The organism is Ferruginibacter yonginensis (genome assembly GCF_042651465.1).
GTDB classification, from domain to species: Bacteria; Bacteroidota; Bacteroidia; order Chitinophagales; family Chitinophagaceae; genus Ferruginibacter; species Ferruginibacter yonginensis.
Genome location: NZ_JBHSCZ010000001.1, coordinates 304711 through 325475, shown reverse-complemented (window position 1 = coordinate 325475; position 20765 = coordinate 304711). Strand labels below are relative to the sequence as shown.

At 34.4% G+C, this 20765-nt stretch carries 15 protein-coding genes; 9 read left to right on the top strand and 6 right to left on the bottom strand.

What is annotated here, in order from left to right:
- Positions 1 to 44 precede the first annotated feature (44 nt).
- Positions 45 to 2300, top strand: coding sequence for an FUSC family protein (locus ACFOWM_RS01365; protein ID WP_379705997.1), 2256 nt, complete (start codon positions 45 to 47; stop codon positions 2298 to 2300).
- Here ACFOWM_RS01365 and ACFOWM_RS01360 read toward each other — a convergent pair.
- Positions 2277 to 3782 carry a YfcC family protein gene (locus tag ACFOWM_RS01360; protein WP_379705994.1) on the bottom strand — a complete coding sequence of 502 codons (1506 nt, stop codon included), beginning with the start codon at positions 3780 to 3782 and terminating at the stop codon, positions 2277 to 2279. The genes ACFOWM_RS01365 and ACFOWM_RS01360 overlap by 24 nt on opposite strands.
- Positions 3783 to 3839: 57 nt before the next feature.
- Between ACFOWM_RS01360 and ACFOWM_RS01355 the strand changes: the two genes are divergently transcribed.
- The gene (locus ACFOWM_RS01355) at positions 3840 to 4316 is read left to right on the top strand and encodes a hypothetical protein (RefSeq protein ID WP_379705992.1); all 477 of its coding nucleotides are present in this window, start codon (positions 3840 to 3842) and stop codon (positions 4314 to 4316) included.
- On the opposite strand, the gene msrA is transcribed toward ACFOWM_RS01355, so the two are convergent.
- Complete coding sequence (msrA, locus tag ACFOWM_RS01350) at positions 4309 to 4968, bottom strand: peptide-methionine (S)-S-oxide reductase MsrA (RefSeq protein WP_379705990.1); 660 nt, start codon at positions 4966 to 4968, stop codon at positions 4309 to 4311. The genes ACFOWM_RS01355 and msrA overlap by 8 nt on opposite strands.
- Before the next feature lie 100 nt (positions 4969 to 5068).
- On the opposite strand from msrA, the gene ACFOWM_RS01345 reads away from it, so the two are divergent.
- From ACFOWM_RS01345 to ACFOWM_RS01320, 6 genes are all read left to right on the top strand, one after another.
- The gene (locus tag ACFOWM_RS01345) at positions 5069 to 6451 is read left to right on the top strand and encodes a UDP-N-acetylmuramate--L-alanine ligase (protein ID WP_379705988.1); all 1383 of its coding nucleotides are present in this window, start codon (positions 5069 to 5071) and stop codon (positions 6449 to 6451) included.
- Between the two features lie 3 nt (positions 6452 to 6454).
- Positions 6455 to 7714 (top strand): imidazolonepropionase, encoded by a 1260-nt coding sequence (hutI, locus tag ACFOWM_RS01340; RefSeq protein ID WP_379705985.1) that lies wholly within the window; start codon positions 6455 to 6457, stop codon positions 7712 to 7714.
- Positions 7715 to 7750: 36 nt separating this feature from the next.
- On the top strand, positions 7751 to 8800 hold the full coding sequence (locus ACFOWM_RS01335) for a formimidoylglutamase (RefSeq protein WP_379705982.1): 1050 nt from the start codon (positions 7751 to 7753) through the stop codon (positions 8798 to 8800).
- Positions 8801 to 8819: 19 nt separating this feature from the next.
- The gene (locus ACFOWM_RS01330) at positions 8820 to 9386 is read left to right on the top strand and encodes a 5-formyltetrahydrofolate cyclo-ligase (protein ID WP_379705979.1); all 567 of its coding nucleotides are present in this window, start codon (positions 8820 to 8822) and stop codon (positions 9384 to 9386) included.
- An 11-nt stretch (positions 9387 to 9397) separates the two neighbouring features.
- Entirely contained in the window at positions 9398 to 10474 is a 1077-nt protein-coding gene (gene lpxK / locus ACFOWM_RS01325; protein WP_379705976.1) for a tetraacyldisaccharide 4'-kinase, read from the top strand.
- A 153-nt stretch (positions 10475 to 10627) separates the two neighbouring features.
- Entirely contained in the window at positions 10628 to 13426 is a 2799-nt protein-coding gene (locus tag ACFOWM_RS01320) for an outer membrane beta-barrel protein (protein ID WP_379705973.1), read from the top strand.
- A gap of 76 nt (positions 13427 to 13502) precedes the next feature.
- Here ACFOWM_RS01320 and ACFOWM_RS01315 read toward each other — a convergent pair whose 3' ends face one another.
- On the bottom strand, positions 13503 to 14831 hold the full coding sequence (locus ACFOWM_RS01315; protein ID WP_379705970.1) for a DEAD/DEAH box helicase: 1329 nt from the start codon (positions 14829 to 14831) through the stop codon (positions 13503 to 13505).
- A 217-nt stretch (positions 14832 to 15048) separates the two neighbouring features.
- Positions 15049 to 17715 (bottom strand): DNA gyrase subunit A, encoded by a 2667-nt coding sequence (gyrA, locus tag ACFOWM_RS01310; protein ID WP_379705967.1) that lies wholly within the window; start codon positions 17713 to 17715, stop codon positions 15049 to 15051.
- A 360-nt stretch (positions 17716 to 18075) separates the two neighbouring features.
- On the opposite strand from gyrA, the gene ACFOWM_RS01305 reads away from it, so the two are divergent.
- A complete protein-coding gene (locus tag ACFOWM_RS01305; protein ID WP_379705964.1) occupies positions 18076 to 19407 on the top strand; it encodes a saccharopine dehydrogenase C-terminal domain-containing protein in 1332 nt (443 codons plus the stop codon).
- On the opposite strand, the gene ACFOWM_RS01300 is transcribed toward ACFOWM_RS01305, so the two are convergent.
- Together ACFOWM_RS01300 and ACFOWM_RS01295 are read right to left on the bottom strand one after the other, a co-directional pair.
- Positions 19404 to 20096: an SIR2 family NAD-dependent protein deacylase gene (locus tag ACFOWM_RS01300; protein WP_379705961.1), complete on the bottom strand. Its 693-nt coding sequence runs from the start codon at positions 20094 to 20096 to the stop codon at positions 19404 to 19406. The two genes, ACFOWM_RS01305 and ACFOWM_RS01300, sit on opposite strands and share 4 nt — an antisense overlap.
- Positions 20096 to 20740 carry a DUF4349 domain-containing protein gene (locus tag ACFOWM_RS01295; protein ID WP_379705958.1) on the bottom strand — a complete coding sequence of 215 codons (645 nt, stop codon included), beginning with the start codon at positions 20738 to 20740 and terminating at the stop codon, positions 20096 to 20098. Before ACFOWM_RS01295 ends, ACFOWM_RS01300 begins: the two co-directional genes overlap by 1 nt.
- Between the last annotated feature and the right edge of the window lie 25 nt (positions 20741 to 20765).

Here is a 20765-nt window from a genome sequence, read left to right as displayed (position 1 = left end):
ATACTATTGAAATGATGTGTACATTTATTTTCAAATTGTATTGATTGATTTCTCTGAAAGCATATACTAATTTTATCAATGGGCGATACTTTAGTGAAGGTATTAGAATGACCGTTGGTATTGCATTACCTGCGTTTTTATTAGGGTATTTTGATCAATTACCCATTGGTATCATCATTTCAACAGGCGCTTTGTGTATTAGTGTTACAGATAGTGTGGGCCCGGTTCGCCACCGCCTCAACGGTATGTTATATTGTAATGCTGTTGTAGTAGCAACCGCCATCATTACCTATTGGGCGTTGCAACATCAAATAACTACGGGTATACTTATCAGTGTTTTCGGTTTTATTTTTTCGATGTTAGCTATTTACAATGCAAGGGTATCATCTATTGGTTTATCGGCTTTGCTCATTATGGTATTGTGTATGCAAAACCCACTAAAAGGTGCAGCTATTTATGAACATGCTATGTATTTGTTGGTGGGAGGTGTATGGTATTTGGTGTTTAGTTTACTGCTACATACATTAAAGCCGTATAAAATAATTCAACAATTATCGGGTGAGTTTATAACAGGGGTTGCAGCATATTTAAAAACACGGGCTTCGTTTTATAATGACCATCCCGACTATGAAGCCACATATAAATCATTGTTGCAACAACAAGTTGCAATACAAACACAACAAGCTACTTTAAATGAAATATTGTTTAAAACAAGAGCTATTACCCAAAATTCCACAAAGGCGGGGAGAAGTTTACTCAAAATTTATATAGATGTTGCTGATTTGTTTGAAAGTATTATGTCGACCTATCAACAATATGAAGTGTTGCACCAACGCTTTGATGAAACGGGTATATTAGATGCATATAGAGAACAATTAATATATTTAGCAGATGAGTTGCATGAAATAGGCTTGGCCATTGGTGCTGGTAATGCCTCGGTACAAACAGATCAAAATACACAAAACTTAATATTGATTAAGGAGAAGTTTGAAGCATTGCGTCAAAATTTTATGACGGCTAATAATCTCAATGACTTTATAGGGTTAGGCCGCATTTTTAATAACATAAAAGGATTAACAGAAAAAATAAGCAGTTTACATTATTACACACGTTACGAAAAAAGCCAACGCAATGAACCAGCCATTGGTCTTGATTTACAAAAATTTAATGAGGCCCAAAATATTGACCCTACACTGTTCTTGAATAACCTCAATTTAAAATCAAATATTTTTAGGCATTCGCTAAGGGTGGCATTTTCATTATTACTTGGTTATATAATTTCATTGTTTTTTAATATTGGCCATAGTTATTGGATTTTGCTAACCATTATCGTTATTTTAAAACCAGCTTATAGTCTTACCAAAACTAGAAATAAAGACAGGTTAATTGGAACTATTGTAGGACTTGTTTTAGGCGTTGCTATTTTATTTCTTATCAAAAATAACATGGCTTTAATGGCCATTATGATAGTATTAATGGCAGGATGTTACATGTTTTTAAGAACCAATTATTTTTTAAGTGTGTTATTAATGACGCCCTACTTGGTAATATTTTTTCACCTTATTTATCCTGCAAATATTACCGTGTTATTAACCGATCGTTTAATTGATACAACCATTGGTTCTGCTATTGTTTTTATATCAAGTTTATTTTTTGTACCAGTTTGGGAGCATACTACTATAAAGCATTACATGGAGTTATCGTTACAAAAAAATATAGATTACTTTACGTTATTAGCCAGCCAATTTGTTGCTGAAAATGAAGTACCAAAAGAAACACTTAAAAAAGCAAGACAATATGCATTAACAGCACTTGCCAATGTTTCAGATGCATTTAACAGGATGCTTTCGGAGCCCAAACGCTATCAAAAAAATACTGAATATATTTATCGTTTTGTGGTGCTCAATCATATTTTAACCTCTCACTTTTCGGCACTAGCCTTTTATATTAGCGAACAAAAAAATAGTTTTAAATCAGACGCTTTTTTACCTGTTATTGATAAAACCAACAATCAGTTACAACAAGCCATTAGTTTGTTACACGAAATACCTTACCACCCATTACCACCTGATAATAGTGTTGTATCATTTTTAAAACAAGAAATGAATGACATTATTGAAAAACGAAAAGTAGAAATTGCCACCGGACAATTAGAAACAGCCACAAAAAAACAGTTTATAGATACCAAATCAATTGTTGATCAGTTTACCTACATCTACAATATATCATCAGATATTTTAAAAAATGTAATTAGTTATACAGAAGAAAGTTCTACTTTACCGCCAGTGAATACCCACTAATAAACAAATTATACAAAGCGTAATTAAAATAAGCAATACAGGTGTAATAAACTTAAACCATGCTTTAATACTTACATTCACCAATGCCAAGGAGGGTAAAATTAAACCAGTAGGTGTAATAAAACCCATAATACCCATACCGAATAAATAAGCATTTACAATTTCTCTACCAGGTACATTTGCCACTACTGCCAACGCCCCCATAATGGGCATGGTTAATACAGCCATACCAGATGATGATGAAATAAATAGCGTAAACATTACAAACATCAAAAGCATCATCACAATAAATAATGAAGGTGGCATACCACTAATAGCATTCGATGCATATTGAACAATGGTATCGCTAATATTACCTTCATTCAAAACAGTTGTAACGCCTCTTGCCACCCCAATTATTAAAGCAACACTTAATAAAGATTGTGCCCCTTCAATAAAATTTTTAATAACAGCTGTTTCCTTCATTTTTAAAATAATGGCAACGATGATAGCTGATAAAAAGAACAAAGCCGTCATTTCTTTCAACCACCAATCAAACCAAATAACTCCTGCAATCATGCCTAAAAAAGTTGCTAAAAACAACAACAATAACATACTATTTTTTATACCGAGGGAAGCAGGTGCAGTGGATGTTACATCCATTTTTTGAAATGAATGTGCAGTAGGTCCATCAATTTTATAAACCCACGATTGTGTAGGATCTTTTTTAATCTTATTAGCATAACGAATTACATATGCGATAAAAACGACCGTGGTAACCACAAACATAATGGTACGTTCAGCAAGGCCATCGGTCCAATTAATTCCTGCTGCATTTGAAGCAATAATGGTTGAAAAAGGATTGGTAAATGAAGCCAGTGTACCCAACTGCGTACCGCCAAAAATTACGGCAACTGGCACTATTAAATCGTACCCAGCCGTTAAAAAAATAGGTACCAAAATAGCATAAAAAACCAACCCTTCTTCTGCCATACCGTATGAAGCACCTGCAAATGCAAATAAAAAAGTGAGTATAATTATCAACCAAGCTTCTCTACCTTTCATGGTATATGATAATGAAGCTAAGCCTTTTTCCATAGCACCCGATTGGTTAAATATTTGCATAAAAGCACCAATAAATAATACAAAAAAAACGATATCAACCGAGTCGTAAATGCCTTTTATAGGAGCTTGTAATACCGCTACAAAACCTTGTTTGTTAGTTGGTAAAGTATGATACGTACCGGGTATTGATAATGGCTTTTTAATACCACCATTACTAAAATTTTGCAGTGGCACTTTTATATGTAAACTATCTAAAGCAGTTTGTGTAAAAGCTACCGTTTGGTCTTTTCCCGATTGGTTGATGATAAATGTATTCGTATCACTATTGTAAGCAATGGTATCAAATTTACCAGCCGGTATTAACCAAGTACAAATGGCTGCAATAATAATTACTACCATTAAAATGCTGATGGGGGATGGTAATTTAAAACGCTTCATACAAATAATTTGATTTAAAAATATTGAATAAAGCAATAAGATTGTTATTTTTCAACCATGAAGACTGCTTCTATAAAAGAAATAAAACAAACATTGGAACAAACGCCAGCAGATGAGCTGTTGGAACTGTGTATTCGTTTATCGAAATTTAAAAAAGAAAACAAAGAGCTGCTAACATACTTATTGTATGAACAGCATAATGAGGCTGAATATGTTGCACATGTAAAAAATTTACTTTCGGAGTTATTTGAAACAGTGAATACTAGCCAATTATATTTTGCGAAAAAAACCATTCGTAAAATAATTAGAACTGCTAACAAATACATTAAATATAGTGATGTAGCTACAACAGCGCCTGATGTGCTTATTTATGTGTGCTCATCCATCAAAGCACTAAAAATTGATTTGTATAAAAACACGGCTTTACTAAATTTATACAATAGTCAAATAAAAAAAATCAAAAAAGTAGTGGCTACTTTTCATGAAGAGGAGCAATATGATTACAATAAGTTGCTGCTACAAATCGCTATTTAATTTTTACTTTAAATTGACCTTTAAAGTTTTTCATAAAACTACGTAACTCAGGTACAGCAACACTTTGCACATAACGGTTGTTAGGGTTGTTAAAAGCAAACTCTTGGTGATACGGCTCAGCTTCATAAAATGTTGTAAAGGGCATTAATGTAGTTACAATGGGTTTGTTGTATTTTTTTGATTGCACCAACATTTTCATTTCGTTGACAATACTATTTTTTTCAACATCATTGTTATAAAAAACTATGGTTCTGTATTGTGTTCCAATATCATTGCCTTGCCTATTTAAAGTGGTGGGGTCAATACTAGCAAAATATGCTTTTACCAATTGTTGAAAACTAATTTGTTGCGGATTATAAAATACTTGCACACACTCTGCATGGCCAGTACTACCGCTATTAACCGCTTCGTATGAAGGGTTAGGGGTTTGTCCGCCTGCATAACCACTCACTGCATCTCTCACACCAACCAAACTTTGAAATATAATTTCAGTATGCCAAAAACAGCCACTAGCAAATGTGGCTACAGCCTCATTAGCTATGGGTTTTTGTGTGCTACCTACTGAAATAATGGCTGTATTTATTTGAGCAGCAGCACCCTTACTCATTTGTAAAATGATTATAATTGTTACCAACCATTGGCAAATTTTCATGGTATTTCGTTTGCGTTAAAATGTGTATTAAATAAAATAATAAACAGTGTATTACATCAATATAAATGTAAATTAGCACTTCAATAAATAGTACAACATTTTGCAACAAAGTATTTCATTAAATAACCTTCAGCATGTTTTTTTTATTGGTGTTGCTGGCACAGGTATGAGTGCTTTAGCCCAATATTTAGTAGGCATAGGTAAAAAAGTAAGTGGAAGCGATCGTTATTTTACAGCGCATCAACAAACAGATACCCAACAAAAACTGATAGCCGCTGGTATTACTTGTTTTGAGCAAAATGGTAGTGGTATTAATGCTGGTATTGATTTGGTAGTGGTATCCACAGCTGTTGAAGATACCGTACCAGAAGTACAACAAGCATTGGCTTTGCAAATACCCATCATAAAACGCAGCGATTTATTGGCATTAATAGCTGCTAGTAAAAAAACGATAGCGGTAGGGGGCACATCTGGCAAAAGTACTACAGGTGGCATGTTGTACGAAATTTTACAGTTTGCTGGTTATGAGCCGAGCATTATTAGTGGTGCTGGTTTGGTGCGTATTATGCAGCAAGGTAAAATTGGTAATGCTATGGTGGGCAACGGAGAGTGGTTAATTATTGAGGCCGATGAAAGCGATGGTTCCATTGTAAAATACCATCCTGAAGTTGGTTTATTGTTGAACATTGATAAAGACCATCAAGAAATTGATGAACTCATCAACATCTTCAGTACCTATCAACAAAATACTTCAAGCTTTTTTGTTACCAATCAAAGTCATCCATTAGCAAAAAAATTATCGATCAACATTCAGCATGATTTTTCAAGTGATGAGCATACAGCAGGTTATAAAGCCACAGACCTAGTACAATCGGGTATGCATATTACATTCAAAATAAATGACGTACCATTTTCACTGAATACAGTCGGAAAACACAATATGGAAAATGCGTTGGCTGCGGCAACAGTAGCGCATCTTATCGGAATTGATTTAAGTAGCGCTGCTGCTGCTTTAAAACAATATGAAGGTATTTATCGTCGCCACCAATTGTTAGGTGTAAAAAATGGCATCACAGTAATTGATGATTATGCTCACAACCCTGCAAAATGTGCAGCATCAATAAGTGCTTGTCAGCCCATTGCCCCAAAGGTTATAGCTTGGTTTCAGCCACATGGCTATGGCCCTACACGATTTTTAAGAAATGATTTTGTGCATGAAATTGCAGCTGTACTACGACCCACAGATGAAATATGGATGAGTGAAATTTTTTATGCAGGAGGCACAGCAGTTAAAGATATTTCTGCCAGTGATTTAATTAATGATATAAAACAATTAGGTAAACAAGCTTTTTTTGTTGAAGATAGAAATACATTATTAAACCACATGCAACCGCATTTTACCGAAAATTGTGTGCTATTGTTAATGGGTGCTCGTGATCCTAGTCTTGAAGATTTTAGTAACAGCATTTTTAAAAACCTATAAAACATGCACCAATTACAATTATTTACAAACATACAATCATTGGTAAATGTACGTACGCACAACCAATTATTGAGGGGTGCAGCATTGGCCACATTGCCGTGTATTGACAATGCCTATTTATTGGTAGAAGATGGTATCATTAAAGCATTTGGTGCTATGGCTACTTTGCAAGAAGATATGCCTAATTTACCCAATAATATTGTAGATGTTGATGGACAATTTATTTTACCTTGTTGGTGCGATAGCCACACCCACATTGTGTTTGCAGGCAGCAGAGAAAATGAATTTGTTGATAAAATTAATGGGCTAAGTTATGCTGAAATTGCAGCAAAAGGTGGGGGTATTTTAAACTCTGCTCAAAAATTAGCCAATACCAGGGAAGAAGAATTATTTGAAGCAGCCCTTGAGAGAATACATGAATTAAGTGCTTTAGGCACAGGCGCTATTGAAATAAAAAGTGGTTATGGTTTAACCGTTGAAGCCGAAATAAAGATGCTCAGGGTAATCAAAAGATTACAACAACACACTGATGTTATTATTAAAGCAACTTTTTTAGGTGCACATACTTATCCATTATCATACAAAGAAAATCATCAAGGGTATGTTGATAGCATCATTCATGAAATGTTGCCGATTATTAAAGAAGAAAACTTAGCAGATTATATAGATGTATTTTGTGAGACTGGCTTTTTTTCTCCAGAAGAAACACAACAAATTTGCACTGCCGCTTTGGCCATTGGTTTAAAACCAAAGCTACATGTAAACCAGCTAAACAGTATTGGTGGTATTGAAGTAGGTATTGCAAACAATGCCCTCTCTCTCGATCATTTAGAAACTTTAACTGATCATGATATTGCTTTATTAGGACAATACAAAGGGTGCAGTACATTGTTGCCCACTGCTGCGTTTTTTTTACGCATGCCTTATCAACCTGCTAGGGCATTAATTAATGCTGGGGCTGCTGTAACGTTAGCATCAGATTTCAACCCCGGTTCATCACCATCGGGCAATATGAATTTTGTTACCGCCTTAAGTTGCATACAAATGAAAATGTTACCTGCCGAAGTAATAAACGCTGCTACCATAAATGGTGCGTATGCTATGGAATGCGAAAGCATCACCGGCTCAATTATGATAGGCAAAAGAGCTGATTTAATTTTTACAAAAAAAATACCTTCTATTGATTATTTGTTTTATAGCTTTAGTAGCAATAATATTGATAAAGTAATGATAAAAGGTAATTGGGTGCAACAACCACATTAATATTCATAAAAAAACTCCATCAAAAAAATTGAACATATGAAACACTTCAAATTTTTAAATAAGCATGATATTATTTCACTCACCAAACAACGAAAGTTTGAAACCAAATTGGGTGAACGTATACAATATTTATCAAAAGGAGAGTGGCCACAAGTGTTACAACAAAACCCAGCAAAGTATGTATTAGTAGGTATACCAGAAGATATTGGAGTGAAGGCAAATAATGGTATTGGTGGTGCAGATACAGCTTGGACACCTTTTTTACAATCTTTTTTAAATATTCAAAGCAACGATTTTTGTACGGGTGAAGATGTATTGTTGCTCGGACATTTTGATTTTGGCGATATTAAATACCTTATTGAAAACAATGCTTACAACGATGCTGAAAAAGTTGATGCATATAGGCATGCTGTAAATACGATTGATGATGAAGTTGAAAATTTAATGAAAACCATTGCTGCATCGGGCAAAATACCAATCGTAATTGGAGGTGGGCATAACAACGCTTACCCATTATTGAAAGGTGTATCAAAAGGTTTATCAAAAAATAATACCATTCCTTTAGCCCAGTTAAACTGTATCAATTTAGATGCACATACTGATTATAGAACCATGGAGGGCAGGCACAGTGGTAACGGATTTCGTTATGCTGAAACAGATGGTTACTTAGGAAAATATAGTATGGTAGGTTTACACGAAAACTACATCCCACAAAATGTATTGGCAGATGTACAATCGAATGTATTTATGCAATACACCTCATATGAAGATATTTTTGTAAGAGAAAAAAAGAATTTTATACAAGCCATTGCACAAGCAGTGGAGTTCACCAATGATACGTACACTGGCATTGAGTTAGATATGGATGCCATTCAAAATACATTAAGCAGCGCCACATCTCCTTCAGGTATTACGGCTTTACAAGCAAGGCAATATATTACTTACACTGCTAGTCATAGCAAAGTGGCCTACTTGCATATTTGTGAAGCTGCTTGTCATTTAAACGATGGGCGTAAAGATGAAACAGTAGGTAAACTACTCAGCTATTTGGTGAGTGATTTTGTAAAAGGCATGAACGAACGTTAAGTATTAGTAAATAGTAGGTATGACCAAAGCTGCTTTACGAACATTATACAAACAGAAAAGATTAGCACTTACTGCTGCTAAAAAAGATAAGCTTGAAGATTTAATATTGATACAGTTTCAGCAATTACCCATTAGTTTTCCTGATGTGGTGATGACGTATGCACCCATACAAAAGCTAGCAGAGTATAATCCGGTTTTAATTGAAGAATATTGTATTTTTAAAAACCCAGCAACACGATTGGTTTACCCAGTTGCTAATTTTACCAACAATACTTTACAAGCTTTTGAAGTAGAACCCGATACTTATTTTGATGTGAATAGTTATGGTATTGATGAACCTATTGATGGTACACCACTAGCACCTACTGATATTGATATGATGTTGGTGCCATTGCTTACTTTTAATGAACAAGGCTACAGGGTTGGTTATGGCAAGGGTTTTTACGATAAATTTATTGCCCAATGCAAACAAAATATCATATTAATTGGTATCAGTTTTTTTGAACCAGCCATCATTGATGATGTTCATTATTTGGATGAAAAGTTAGACTTTTGCATAACGCCCAATCGTATTTACGCATTTTAAAAATTAACCACTTGCTTAAAAGTTTTAGATACTTATTATTTCCCTTTTCATTGATTTATGGAGGTATTATTATTGTGAGAAACTATTTGTTCGATAAAAAAATTTTCAAATCAGCTTCTTTTAATTTCCCATTAATATGTGTAGGCAATTTGGCTGTAGGTGGTACGGGTAAAACACCCATGGCAGAATATTTAATAAGCGTACTTAAAAAAAATTATCAAGTAGCCACTTTAAGTAGGGGTTACAAACGCAAAACAAAAGGGTACACTTTAGCAAACGAACGAACCACAGCTTTAGAAATTGGTGATGAACCCATGCAGTTTCATGAAAAGTTTGCTGATATTTCAGTTGCAGTAGGTGAGGAGCGTTTGGTTGCTATACCATTAATACTGCAAGATAAACCCTTTACGGATGTAATTATTTTAGACGATGCTTTTCAACACCGGAGTGTAAAAGCAGGTTTAAACATTTTACTTACTGAATATAAAAATTTGTACAGTAGAGATTTGATGATGCCAGCAGGCGATTTGAGAGATGTGAAGTTAAGTAGCAAAAGAGCGGATATTATTGTGGTAACCAAATGTAAACCTGATTTAACAATCGCTGAAAAAGATGCTATTGAAAAAGAATTGAAGATGTTACCACATCAAAAAATATTTTTTACTGAAATTGTTTATGGTGATCCCTATCATCTTTTTAGTAAACAAACCGTAGGCATTAGTACCAATAGCGATGTGTTGTTAATTACAGGTATAGCCAACCCAAAACCTATGAAGGAATTTATTACAGGCTTGGTACATAGCTACGATATGATAAAATATGCAGATCATCATATTTTTACAAGTACCGATTTAAAGGATATTAAAAAGCATTTTCAAAAAATAGTATCTACAAATAAAATGATTATCACCACCGAAAAAGATGGTGTTCGTTTAAAAAAATTCGAAAAAGAATTAGCCGATTTACCCATTTATTCGTTGCCTATACAACAACAATTTCTATTTAACGAAGCACCAGTTTTCAATGAAATGGTGATCAATTTTATTGAAAATTTTAAAAAATCAGGTACCGCTATCCCACAAGCATAGTTAGTTAATCACTTTAAAGGCAATATTTTTTTGATAAACGGCAACTACGACAAGTTACGTATGCGTACTTTTGTGCTGATTTAATTGCAATTACTTCAATTAATAAGTATTTGCAATTAAAAATATTAACTACAACCTCTATAACAACATCAAATGAAAGTAATTTTTACGTTTTTAGGCTTGTTTGCAATTTTAACCACACAGGCGCAACAAAACATTGTGGTAACTGGTTCAGTGAAGGCAGATGATGGAAAAGCATTGGTAAATGCTACTGTTACTTTATCGTACATTGGCTCAAAAGATACTTTAAAAGCAATAACCAACGCAAAAGGTGTTTATACTTTTACAAAAGTAAAACCAACAAAGGCTGTAGTAACAATTTCATACATAGGCTTTAAAAAGTTTGTTGATACGTATGATTTTACTGGCGCAACATCAGCCGTAAATAACAATGATGTGATAATGACGCCTGGTAGCAATACCTTGGAAACTGTAACCATTGAATCGGCAAGGGTACAAATTAAGGAAGATACCGTATCGTACAAAATTGATAGCACTATGTTTCGTAAAAACGATAATGTAGAGCAAATTTTAAAAAACTTACCCGGCGTACAAGTTGATAAAGATGGTAAAGTAACCGCCCAAGGTAAAGAAGTTACCAAAGTAAAAGTAAATGGTAAAGAGTTTTTTGGCGGTGATGTAACTACAGCAACCCGACAGTTAAATGCTGATATGGTTGATAAAGTACAAATTATTGATGATTATGGCGACCAAGCTGCCTTTACCGGTATTAAAGATGGTGACCCTACAAAAACCCTTAACATTCAACTTAAAAAAGATAAAAACAAAGGTTATTTTGGTAACGTAAGTTTAGGTGGTGGTACTGAAGAGCGTTATCAAACCTCACTTTCAGTCAATCGTTTTAATAACAACCAACAAATTTCAGTGTTTGGTAACCTCAATAATACCAATGCAAGTTTGTTCAACTTTGGTAATTTAACCGGAGGGGCAGGGGCTATTGCCGGTTCTATGATCAGGGCTTTTGGAGGGGCAGGTTCACCTTTTGGCGGTTTAGGTAGTAGCGATGGTATTGGTGTAACCAAATCAATAGGTGCCAATTATCGTGATGAAATTTCACCAAAATTATCGTTGTATGGTAGTTATAGTTTTTCTCAAAAAGCCAATACTGTTTTAAATAATGTGAATCAAATAAACATTCAACGTGATAGTTCGCAATTAAACCAACAACAAACAACCGATTATTCAGTTACTGATAACCATCGTTTTTCATTTAATGTGGAGTATAAAATTGATTCATTCAACTACATTAAAATTAACCCGAATGTTACGTACCGTAAAGTGAGTGATGATTATCAATCGGCTTTCAACTTTTTCGATTCAAAAGGTAGCCTACGCAACAACGGTACAAACAAAGATTTTAATACATCACAAACCCCCAACATTAGTGGTAGTATTTTATTTAATCACCGTTTTAAAAAGAAGGGTAGAACCTTATCGCTCAACTTTACAGGTGGTGGTTCAGGTACAGATGCTAATGATGATATTGTGAATACCACTATTTTTTACAACAATGGTACGCCGGTATTCAATTCCATCATCAACCAAAATATTACCCAAAATAATAACAACCATAACTATGGTGTAAGTGCATCATTCAACGAGCAATTAACTAAAAAAAGAAGTTTAGAATTTAATTATGCTTACAACCGTCGTTTTGTGGGTAACGATAAAGAAACTTTTGATGTAAATGGTAATAGCAAAACAATGGTTGATAGTTTGACCAATATTTTAGATAATATTTACACTACCAATCGTTTTGGTGTAAACTTTAGAACAACTGAAAAGAAATACAATTACTCAGTAGGTTTGGCTGTGCAACCTGCAACCATTGAAAGCAACACGTTAACGGGTAATAAATTACAATACAAACAAAATATCGTAAACTTTTTTCCGGTAGTACGTTTTGCATATAACTTCTCAAAAAGCAGGTCGTTTAACTTAAACTATAATGGTAGTAGTAACCAACCAACGTACCAACAATTACAACCGGTGTATGATTTTTCTAACAGACAAAATATCATTTTAGGTAACCCCAATTTACGTCCTGAGTTTACCAACACTTTCAGTATGCGTTATAACAATTTTGATTTTATTAGCGGTAAAGTATTTTTTGGTAACATTAGTGCATCGCTTGTTTCTGATAAGATTGTAAGTAATGTATTACCAAAAGGTTTTGGTTTACAAGAAACCAGGTATTTGAATGCAAAAGGATATTACAATGTAAATGCATTTTATACTTACTCAATACCATTTAAAAATAGAAAATATGTAGTGAATTATGGTGGTACGGTTAACTATAACAACAATATTTCATTCATTAATTTCGAAAAAAATACGGGTAAAAACTGGATAGTTGCACAGCGTTTTTCTACTGATTATAAATTAAAAAAATGGCTAGAAACCAGCGCAGGCTTTAATTTCACGTTTAACGAAAATAAGTATTCATTAGTACAATCGAGCAATAGTAACAGTAATATCAAAGCTTTTAATATCACCCATTCATCAAGAATGTTCTTTAAAAATGATGTTAATTTCAGTTACGATCTTGAAAAAACAATTAATAAAGGATACGCTGATAATGTAGTAGCCAACCCATTAATCATTAATGGTACATTAGAAAAAAGCATCTTTAAAAAGAAGAACGCTGCTATAAAAGCACAAGTATTTGATTTGTTAAATCAAAATACGAGTGTGAGCAGAAATGTTACTGCATATTCAATTACTGATACTCGTTCAAACAGGTTAGGGCGTTATTACTTACTTACTTTTGTATTTCGTTTTAGTAAGTTTGATGGTAGCAAAGCAGGCGCTAACATGCAAATGGGCGGCCCTGGTGGTGGCATGAGAATGATGGGTGGTCCGGGTTTTTAATCAAAAAAACAAAAGTTTCTTTATAAAAAAATGTCGTGCAATTTGCACGACATTTTTTTGCGTATTACTTTAAAACTTATTTTGCTACTGCTATTTTTACTTTTTTATTTTTAATTTTTTCATTCTTCACCAACTCAACCACATTACCAATTTTTGATTTTCTAATAGCTGCAAAAGCGGTGAAATCTTTTACTTCAATAAGACCAATATCATCTTTTTTCAAGTGAGCTTTATTGCTTAAAAAACCAACAATATCAATTTTATTAATTTTATCTTTTTTACCAGCTGCAATAAATAGGGTACTCCATTTTGGTTTTTCTGGTAAACTTAATTTTTCAGGAATAGTAAAAACAGTGGCGTCGGTTGTAATGTACTCCGGTAATTTTTCATCTTCAGCATAAATAACGTACACATTACCTGTTGCATTCATACGTGCAGTACGGCCATTACGGTGTGTAAAAGCGGCTTCTTCATGCGGTATATGATAATGCACAATATTTCTGATATCGGCTATATCTAAACCACGACTAGCCAAATCTGTAGTTACCAAAATATCTGATGTAGTATTTCTAAATTTTGTTAAAGCAACTTCACGATCGTGTTGCTCCATACCACCATGATAAAAAACATTGATGATACCTTGTTCAGCCAAGAAATTACTGGTACGTTCAACCGCATCTCTATGGTTGCAAAAAATAATAGTTGATGTATTACCAAAATAACAAACCATTTGTAGCAAGGTTTGTAACTTGTCTTTATCATCGCTCAATACAGTATTGATGCGTAACTTTTCGTTGGCAACCGGTTCATCTGGCAAAAAATTAAGTGTTTCAGGCGTTTTCATTGCAACAAACGCAGGTATTTCAACAGCATTGGTAGCTGATGTAAGCATGCGTTTTTGCACGTTGGGTAAAGCTTGCAAAATAAAAGCCATTTCTTCTAAAAAGCCTAATTCTAAACTTTTATCAAACTCATCTAACACTAAAAATTTAATATCTTTTGTAATGATGTTGTTTCTGCGAATATGATCAGCCGTACGACCAGCCGTGCCAATAATGATGGCAGGGGCTTGTACCAAATTATTTTCTTCAATTTCACGTTTATGTCCACCATAACAAGCCGTTACTTTAAAACCTGTTTGCATTTGTTTTAAAACGGTTTCAATTTGTAAGGCTAACTCACGACTAGGCACTAAAATAAGTGCCTGCGTATTTTTATTTGCAACATCTAAACTATTTAAAACAGGTAGTAAAAAAGCCAAGGTTTTACCTGAGCCAGTGGCTGATAATAAAACAATTTCATTGTTATTTTCTGTAGCTTTCAACGCTGCTAATTGCATTTCGTTGAGTTGCTTAATTTTTAGTCTTTCTAAATACTGTTGACTATTTGATTCATTGATATTCATTTGGCAAAGTTATGTTTTAAAATACGTTTTTGGTTACCTATAAATAATGTATTGATAATCATTTTATTGTAATGCGATTGCCTGCTATTCTACCATTAAATTATATCCTATAATTAATATTATGTTAAATAGATAATTTCAAAATACACCCGTTTATAATCAAACAAAAGCCTCCACAATTGGAGGCTTTTGTAAATATATGGTTTGATACTTCAATTTATGCGGTGGGTGTTTCGTTTATTTCATCATCCCCTGTTGCGGTAGTATCGTTTTCGTCAGATGAAATTTCATCGCTAGCTGTTACATTTTCAATAACATTACCATTTTCATCTAAGGTTACTACAGTTTCATCTTCTTCTTGCTCATCAATACTGGTGATGGCTGCAATTTTATCGCCTTCATCAACCCTTATTAATTTAACACCTTGTGTAGCCCTGCTTTGTTCACTAATTTTATTAACTGCCATACGTATGGTAATGCCCGATACGCAGGTAATCATTAAATCTTGAGTTTCAGTTACATCTATTAAACCTGCAAGTCCACCTGTTTTTTCAGTAACATTAATGGTTTTAACACCTTTACCACCACGGTTGGTAATACGGTAATTTGGTTCACCCGTTTCTGGGTCATCTAAATAAGTACGTTTACCATAACCATTTTCACTTACTACCAATACGGTTTTTGATTTGTCTTCTTTATTAATACAAATCATACCTACCACTTCATCGGTTTTTTCATCAACTTCAATACCGTACACACCAATACCACCTCTACCGGTTGAACGTACTTTATCTTCAGGGAATCGAATAGCCCTACCACTGCGTACAGCCATCATAATTTCGCTGTTACCATCAGTTAATTTAGCTTGTATTAATTGATCACCTTCTAAAATGTTAATGGCGTTAATACCTGTTTGTCGTGGGCGACTAAAATCTTTTAAATCTGTTTTTTTAATGATACCATTTTTAGTACACAATACAATGTAATGGCTGTTTACATAAGCTTCATCATCAAAGTTTTTAACATCAATAATAGCCCTCACTTTATCATCTGACGGTATTTGTATCATGTTTTGTAACGCTCTACCCTTGCTGGTTTTATCGCCTTCAGGTATTTGGTACACTTTTAACCAATACAATCTACCTTTCTCTGTAAAGAACATTAACGTATGGTGCGTACTTGCTACAAATAAGTTTACGATATAATCTTCTTGTCGGGTACTACTGCCTTTTGCTCCACGACCACCACGTTTTTGTTGACGGTATTCCGTTGCCGAAGTTCGCTTAATATAACCTAGGTTTGATATGGTTACTACTACATCTTCTTCTTCAATAAAATCGAGCATGTTCATTTCATCATCTGCATACTCAATTTCACTTTTACGAGCATCACCAAATTTAGCTTTCACCTCAAGCAACTCTGTTTTAATAATATCAAAACGTAATTCTTTACTTGCTAAAATTGCTTCTAAACGCTCAATCAATGCCATAATTTCGGCATACTCTTCTCTAATTTTATCAATCTCCATTCCAGTTAAACGTTGCAAACGCAATTCTAACACAGCTTTGGCTTGAATTTCACTCATACCAAAATTGCTCATCAAACCTTCTTGAGCAATATTAGGTGTAGCACTTTCACGTATCAATTTAATAACTGCATCCAAATTATCTAACGCAATTATAAAGCCTTCTAAAATATGGGCTCTTTCTTTTGCTTTACGTAATTCAAATACGGTTCTACGGGTAACTACTTCATGCCTAAAAGCAACAAACTCACTAATTAAATCTTTTATATTTAATACTTTCGGACGACCATTTACCAACGCAACGTTGTTGATACCGTATGATGTTTGTAACTCTGAGTGTTTAAACAAATGGTTAATCACCACTTGTGCTACGGCATCTTTCTTCAATTCAACAACAATTCTAGTACCTTCTTTGTTATTACTTTCGTTGTTAACATCACTAATGCCTTCTACAATTTTTTCACTTACCAACTCACCAATTTTTGCAGTAAGGGCATCTCTATTTACTTGGTAAGGTACTTCTGTAATAATTATTTTTTCACGACCTCTACCATCTGTTTCAATAGTTGTTTTACCTCTCAATACTACCCTTCCTCTACCCGTTAACAAACCAGCTTTTACGCCTTCGTAACCATAAATAATACCACCCGTAGGAAAATCAGGTGCTTTTACATACTTAATTAATTCTTCAATTTCAATATCGTTGTTATCAATGTAGGCAACGCAACCATCAATAACTTCTGATAAATTATGAGGCATCATATTGGTAGCCATACCTACGGCAATACCACTAGCACCATTTACCAATAATTGTGGAATTTTTGATGGCAATACCGTAGGCTCTTTTAATGAGTCATCAAAGTTGAGTTGAAAATCAACTGTTTCTTTGTCAATATCATCCATCATCGCTTCGGTAAAACGCTCCATACGTACCTCTGTATAACGCATTGCAGCTGGCTCATCACCATCTTGGCTACCAAAGTTACCTTGGCCATCAATCATTTTATAACGCATAGCCCAATCTTGTGCCATACGAACCATGGTATCGTAAATAGATGCATCACCATGTGGGTGATACTTACCCATTACCTCACCCACAATACGGGCCGATTTTTTGTATGGCTTATTGCTACTATTGCTCAGCTCATACATACCAAACAACACCCTACGGTGCACTGGTTTTAAACCATCTCTTACATCCGGCAAAGCCCTTCCTACAATTACACTCATGGAGTAGTCAATGTAAAAGGTTTTCATTTGTTCTTCAATAACTACAGGTATTACTTTACCACGGTTATTGGTGTTACCCGGACTATTAATGTCGTTGTTCTCTTGGTTATTTAGTTCGTTATTTTCCATATAAAATTGTAGGTAGCGAAAGTACCGATTTTTACCCTTTTTTCCGCCTAAAAAAGGGATTATTATGCTATTGTTTTACACATATTTTTGAACGGTGTGGATAATCATTTTTACAGTCATTTTTTTCTTTGGGGCATTCAACTTTTGAGTAAATGGCAGCAGTAGTTCGGGCTGTTGGCAGTACGCTTTTGTTCGCTACGCTACCATGCAGCGGTACTGCTGTCCATCCCGCTGCTCTTGAGCTGTAGCCTTTTAATGAAACGAATGCAGGTTGTTAAACCTAATAATTTTCAAACTAAAAAAGTAACATATCAAAATACCTACACCAATTAAAGTATATTGCCGCACATTTTAGTTTTTATGAAACATATTTTGCTTTTTGGTGCAGGTAAATCTGCCTCGGTTTTAATTGATTATTTATTAGATAATGCTGCAGCAAATAATTGGCATGTAACCGTGGTTGATGCGGATGCACAATTGGTACTTCAAAAAACAAAACAACACCCAGCTAGTACAGCAGTAGCTGCTAACGTAGCGCAGGAAAATGAAAGACAAGCACTCATTAAAAATGCAGATGTTGTTATTTCAATGATGCCGCCATTTTTACACATTTTAATTGCTACTGATTGTATTGAATTTGGCAAACACTTACTCACAGCCTCTTATGCTGATGATGCTATTAAAGCACTGGCACCACAAGCTGCAGCCAAAGGCATTTTATTTTTATGCGAAATGGGGCTCGACCCTGGTATTGACCACATGAGTGCTTTGCAGTTATTAGAAAATATAAAAGCTGCTGGTGCAACTATTACTTCATTTAAAAGCCATTGTGGTGGTTTGGTAGCCCCTGAAAGCGATGATAACCCATGGCATTATAAAATTAGTTGGAACCCTCGAAATGTAGTTTTAGCAGGTAAAGCAGGTGCCTCCTACTTATTAAACGGACAACATTATGATGAACCTTACGAAACGCTTTTTAATGCAAATAGGTTTATTAATACTGGTGATGCAAATATTGGCAACCTCAGCTACTACCCTAACCGCAATAGCTTACCTTATATAGATTTGTACCAACTACAAAGCGCCCAAACTTTTGTACGCACTACCTTGCGTTATCAAAATTTTATGTATGGCTGGAACCACATTGTGGCACTTCATTTAACGGATGAAGTGGGCTATTATGAAACCAACGAGTTGTCAATCGCAGCATTTTTTAAGCAACATTTTGAACGTTTCAACATCAAGCAGTTATTTAAAAACAGCTATAACGCAAACACAGCCATTGAAAAAATAATTGAAAAACAATTACAGTTTTTAGGTATTAATGATGATACCACCCTCATCAACAAAGGCTTTGCAAGTGCAGCAGATGTGTTACAATTTTTACTAGAAACCAAATTGATATTGCACCCACATGATAAAGATATGATTGTGATGCAACATGAAATTGAATACGATTTACATCAAACAAAACACTACATAACATCATCTTGCATTGTGTATGGTGAAGATGCAATATATACAGCCATGGCCAAAACAGTGGGATTACCTTTAGGCATTGCTGCGAAGCTTATTTTAAATGGCAGTATACAACTCACCGGCTTACATTTACCAATTATAAAAGCCATTTACGAACCAGTGTTGCATGAACTAGCTGTAAATGGCATACAATTTATTGAAACAAAAAACTAGTGACCAGCAAGTAAAAGTGTTACAAGTTCAGCAACGCCTTCAGTAGCATTTTTTTGTAATGGAATAATATACTTGTTGTTACCCACAGGTGGTATATTTTTATCAATGATATATTTAGGCACATCATGAGCCACTACATTAATGAGTCCTGCGGCTGGGTATACTTGTAAAGAAGTGCCCACTAACACAAAAATATCAGCAGTTTGCATGAGTGCTGCAGCAGCTTCAATTAATGGTACTTCTTCTTCAAACCACACTATATGTGGCCTTAGTTGAAAGCCATCTGGCGCTGTATCGCCTACTGCTATATCATCAAAAATATCATACACTGTGTGCTTATCATTCACACTACGCATTTTAAAAATTTCACCATGCAAGTGTAGCACATGAGTGCTGCCTCCACGTTCGTGTAAATCATCAATATTTTGTGTAACAATACTTACTTTATAATGTGTTTCTAAAGCAGCCAAGCCTTTATGTGCTGCATTGGGTTGGGCTTTTGCAATTTCTTTACGGCGTTGGTTGTAAAAATCGAGTACCAATGCAGGGTTTTTATGAAACCCTCTTGGGGTAGCTACATCTTCAATATTATGACCGTTCCATAAACCATCACTATCCCTAAATGTTTTAATACCACTTTCAGCACTAATACCGGCTCCGGTTAAAACAACTATATGTTTTTTATTCATTATTTACTTTTTGAAGTGGCTTTTACATTGGCTGCCTGCCTATTATTTTTATACCAATAAAAAGCGCCTATAAAAATAAGTACTAAAGGCCAAATGTTCATTAAGCCTATGATGATATCGCCTAAAAAACTGCCGCCTGTGGTAAAGGCATTGATAACTTTTTTAAAGAAGCCATCATTTTTTTCATCATCGGCCACTACCCCATCAAACAATTGTGTATACGTTAATTGTATGGTGCTGTACGCTGTTTGATTTGCAAGACTAGCATAGCGTTGTGTAGTAGCTTCTATTTGCTCTTGAATGGCATTAATTTCGTTTTGTACTTGTATAACCTCTCCTACATTTTTCGACTCTTTTAAAAACTCCAAATATTTTTGTCGCATTTGTTTTTTAGCTTCTAGTCTGGCTTTGGTATCAACAATTTGTCCGGTTACATCGTCTGTTCTAATACTCTTCTCTATAATTTTTTGTGCATTATTGCTACAATCATTAACGAATTCATCAAAGTAAGGTACAGGCACTTTAATGGTAACAATAGCTTCGTTTTTTAATCCGTTGATGATGTTATCTTCTTGCGAAATATAAGCTCCGTAGTGTTGTAATTTTTCATTAAGGGTTTGTGCAAATTTTTTAAAATCGTTCACCGTTACCTTTACTGTTGCAGTTTTT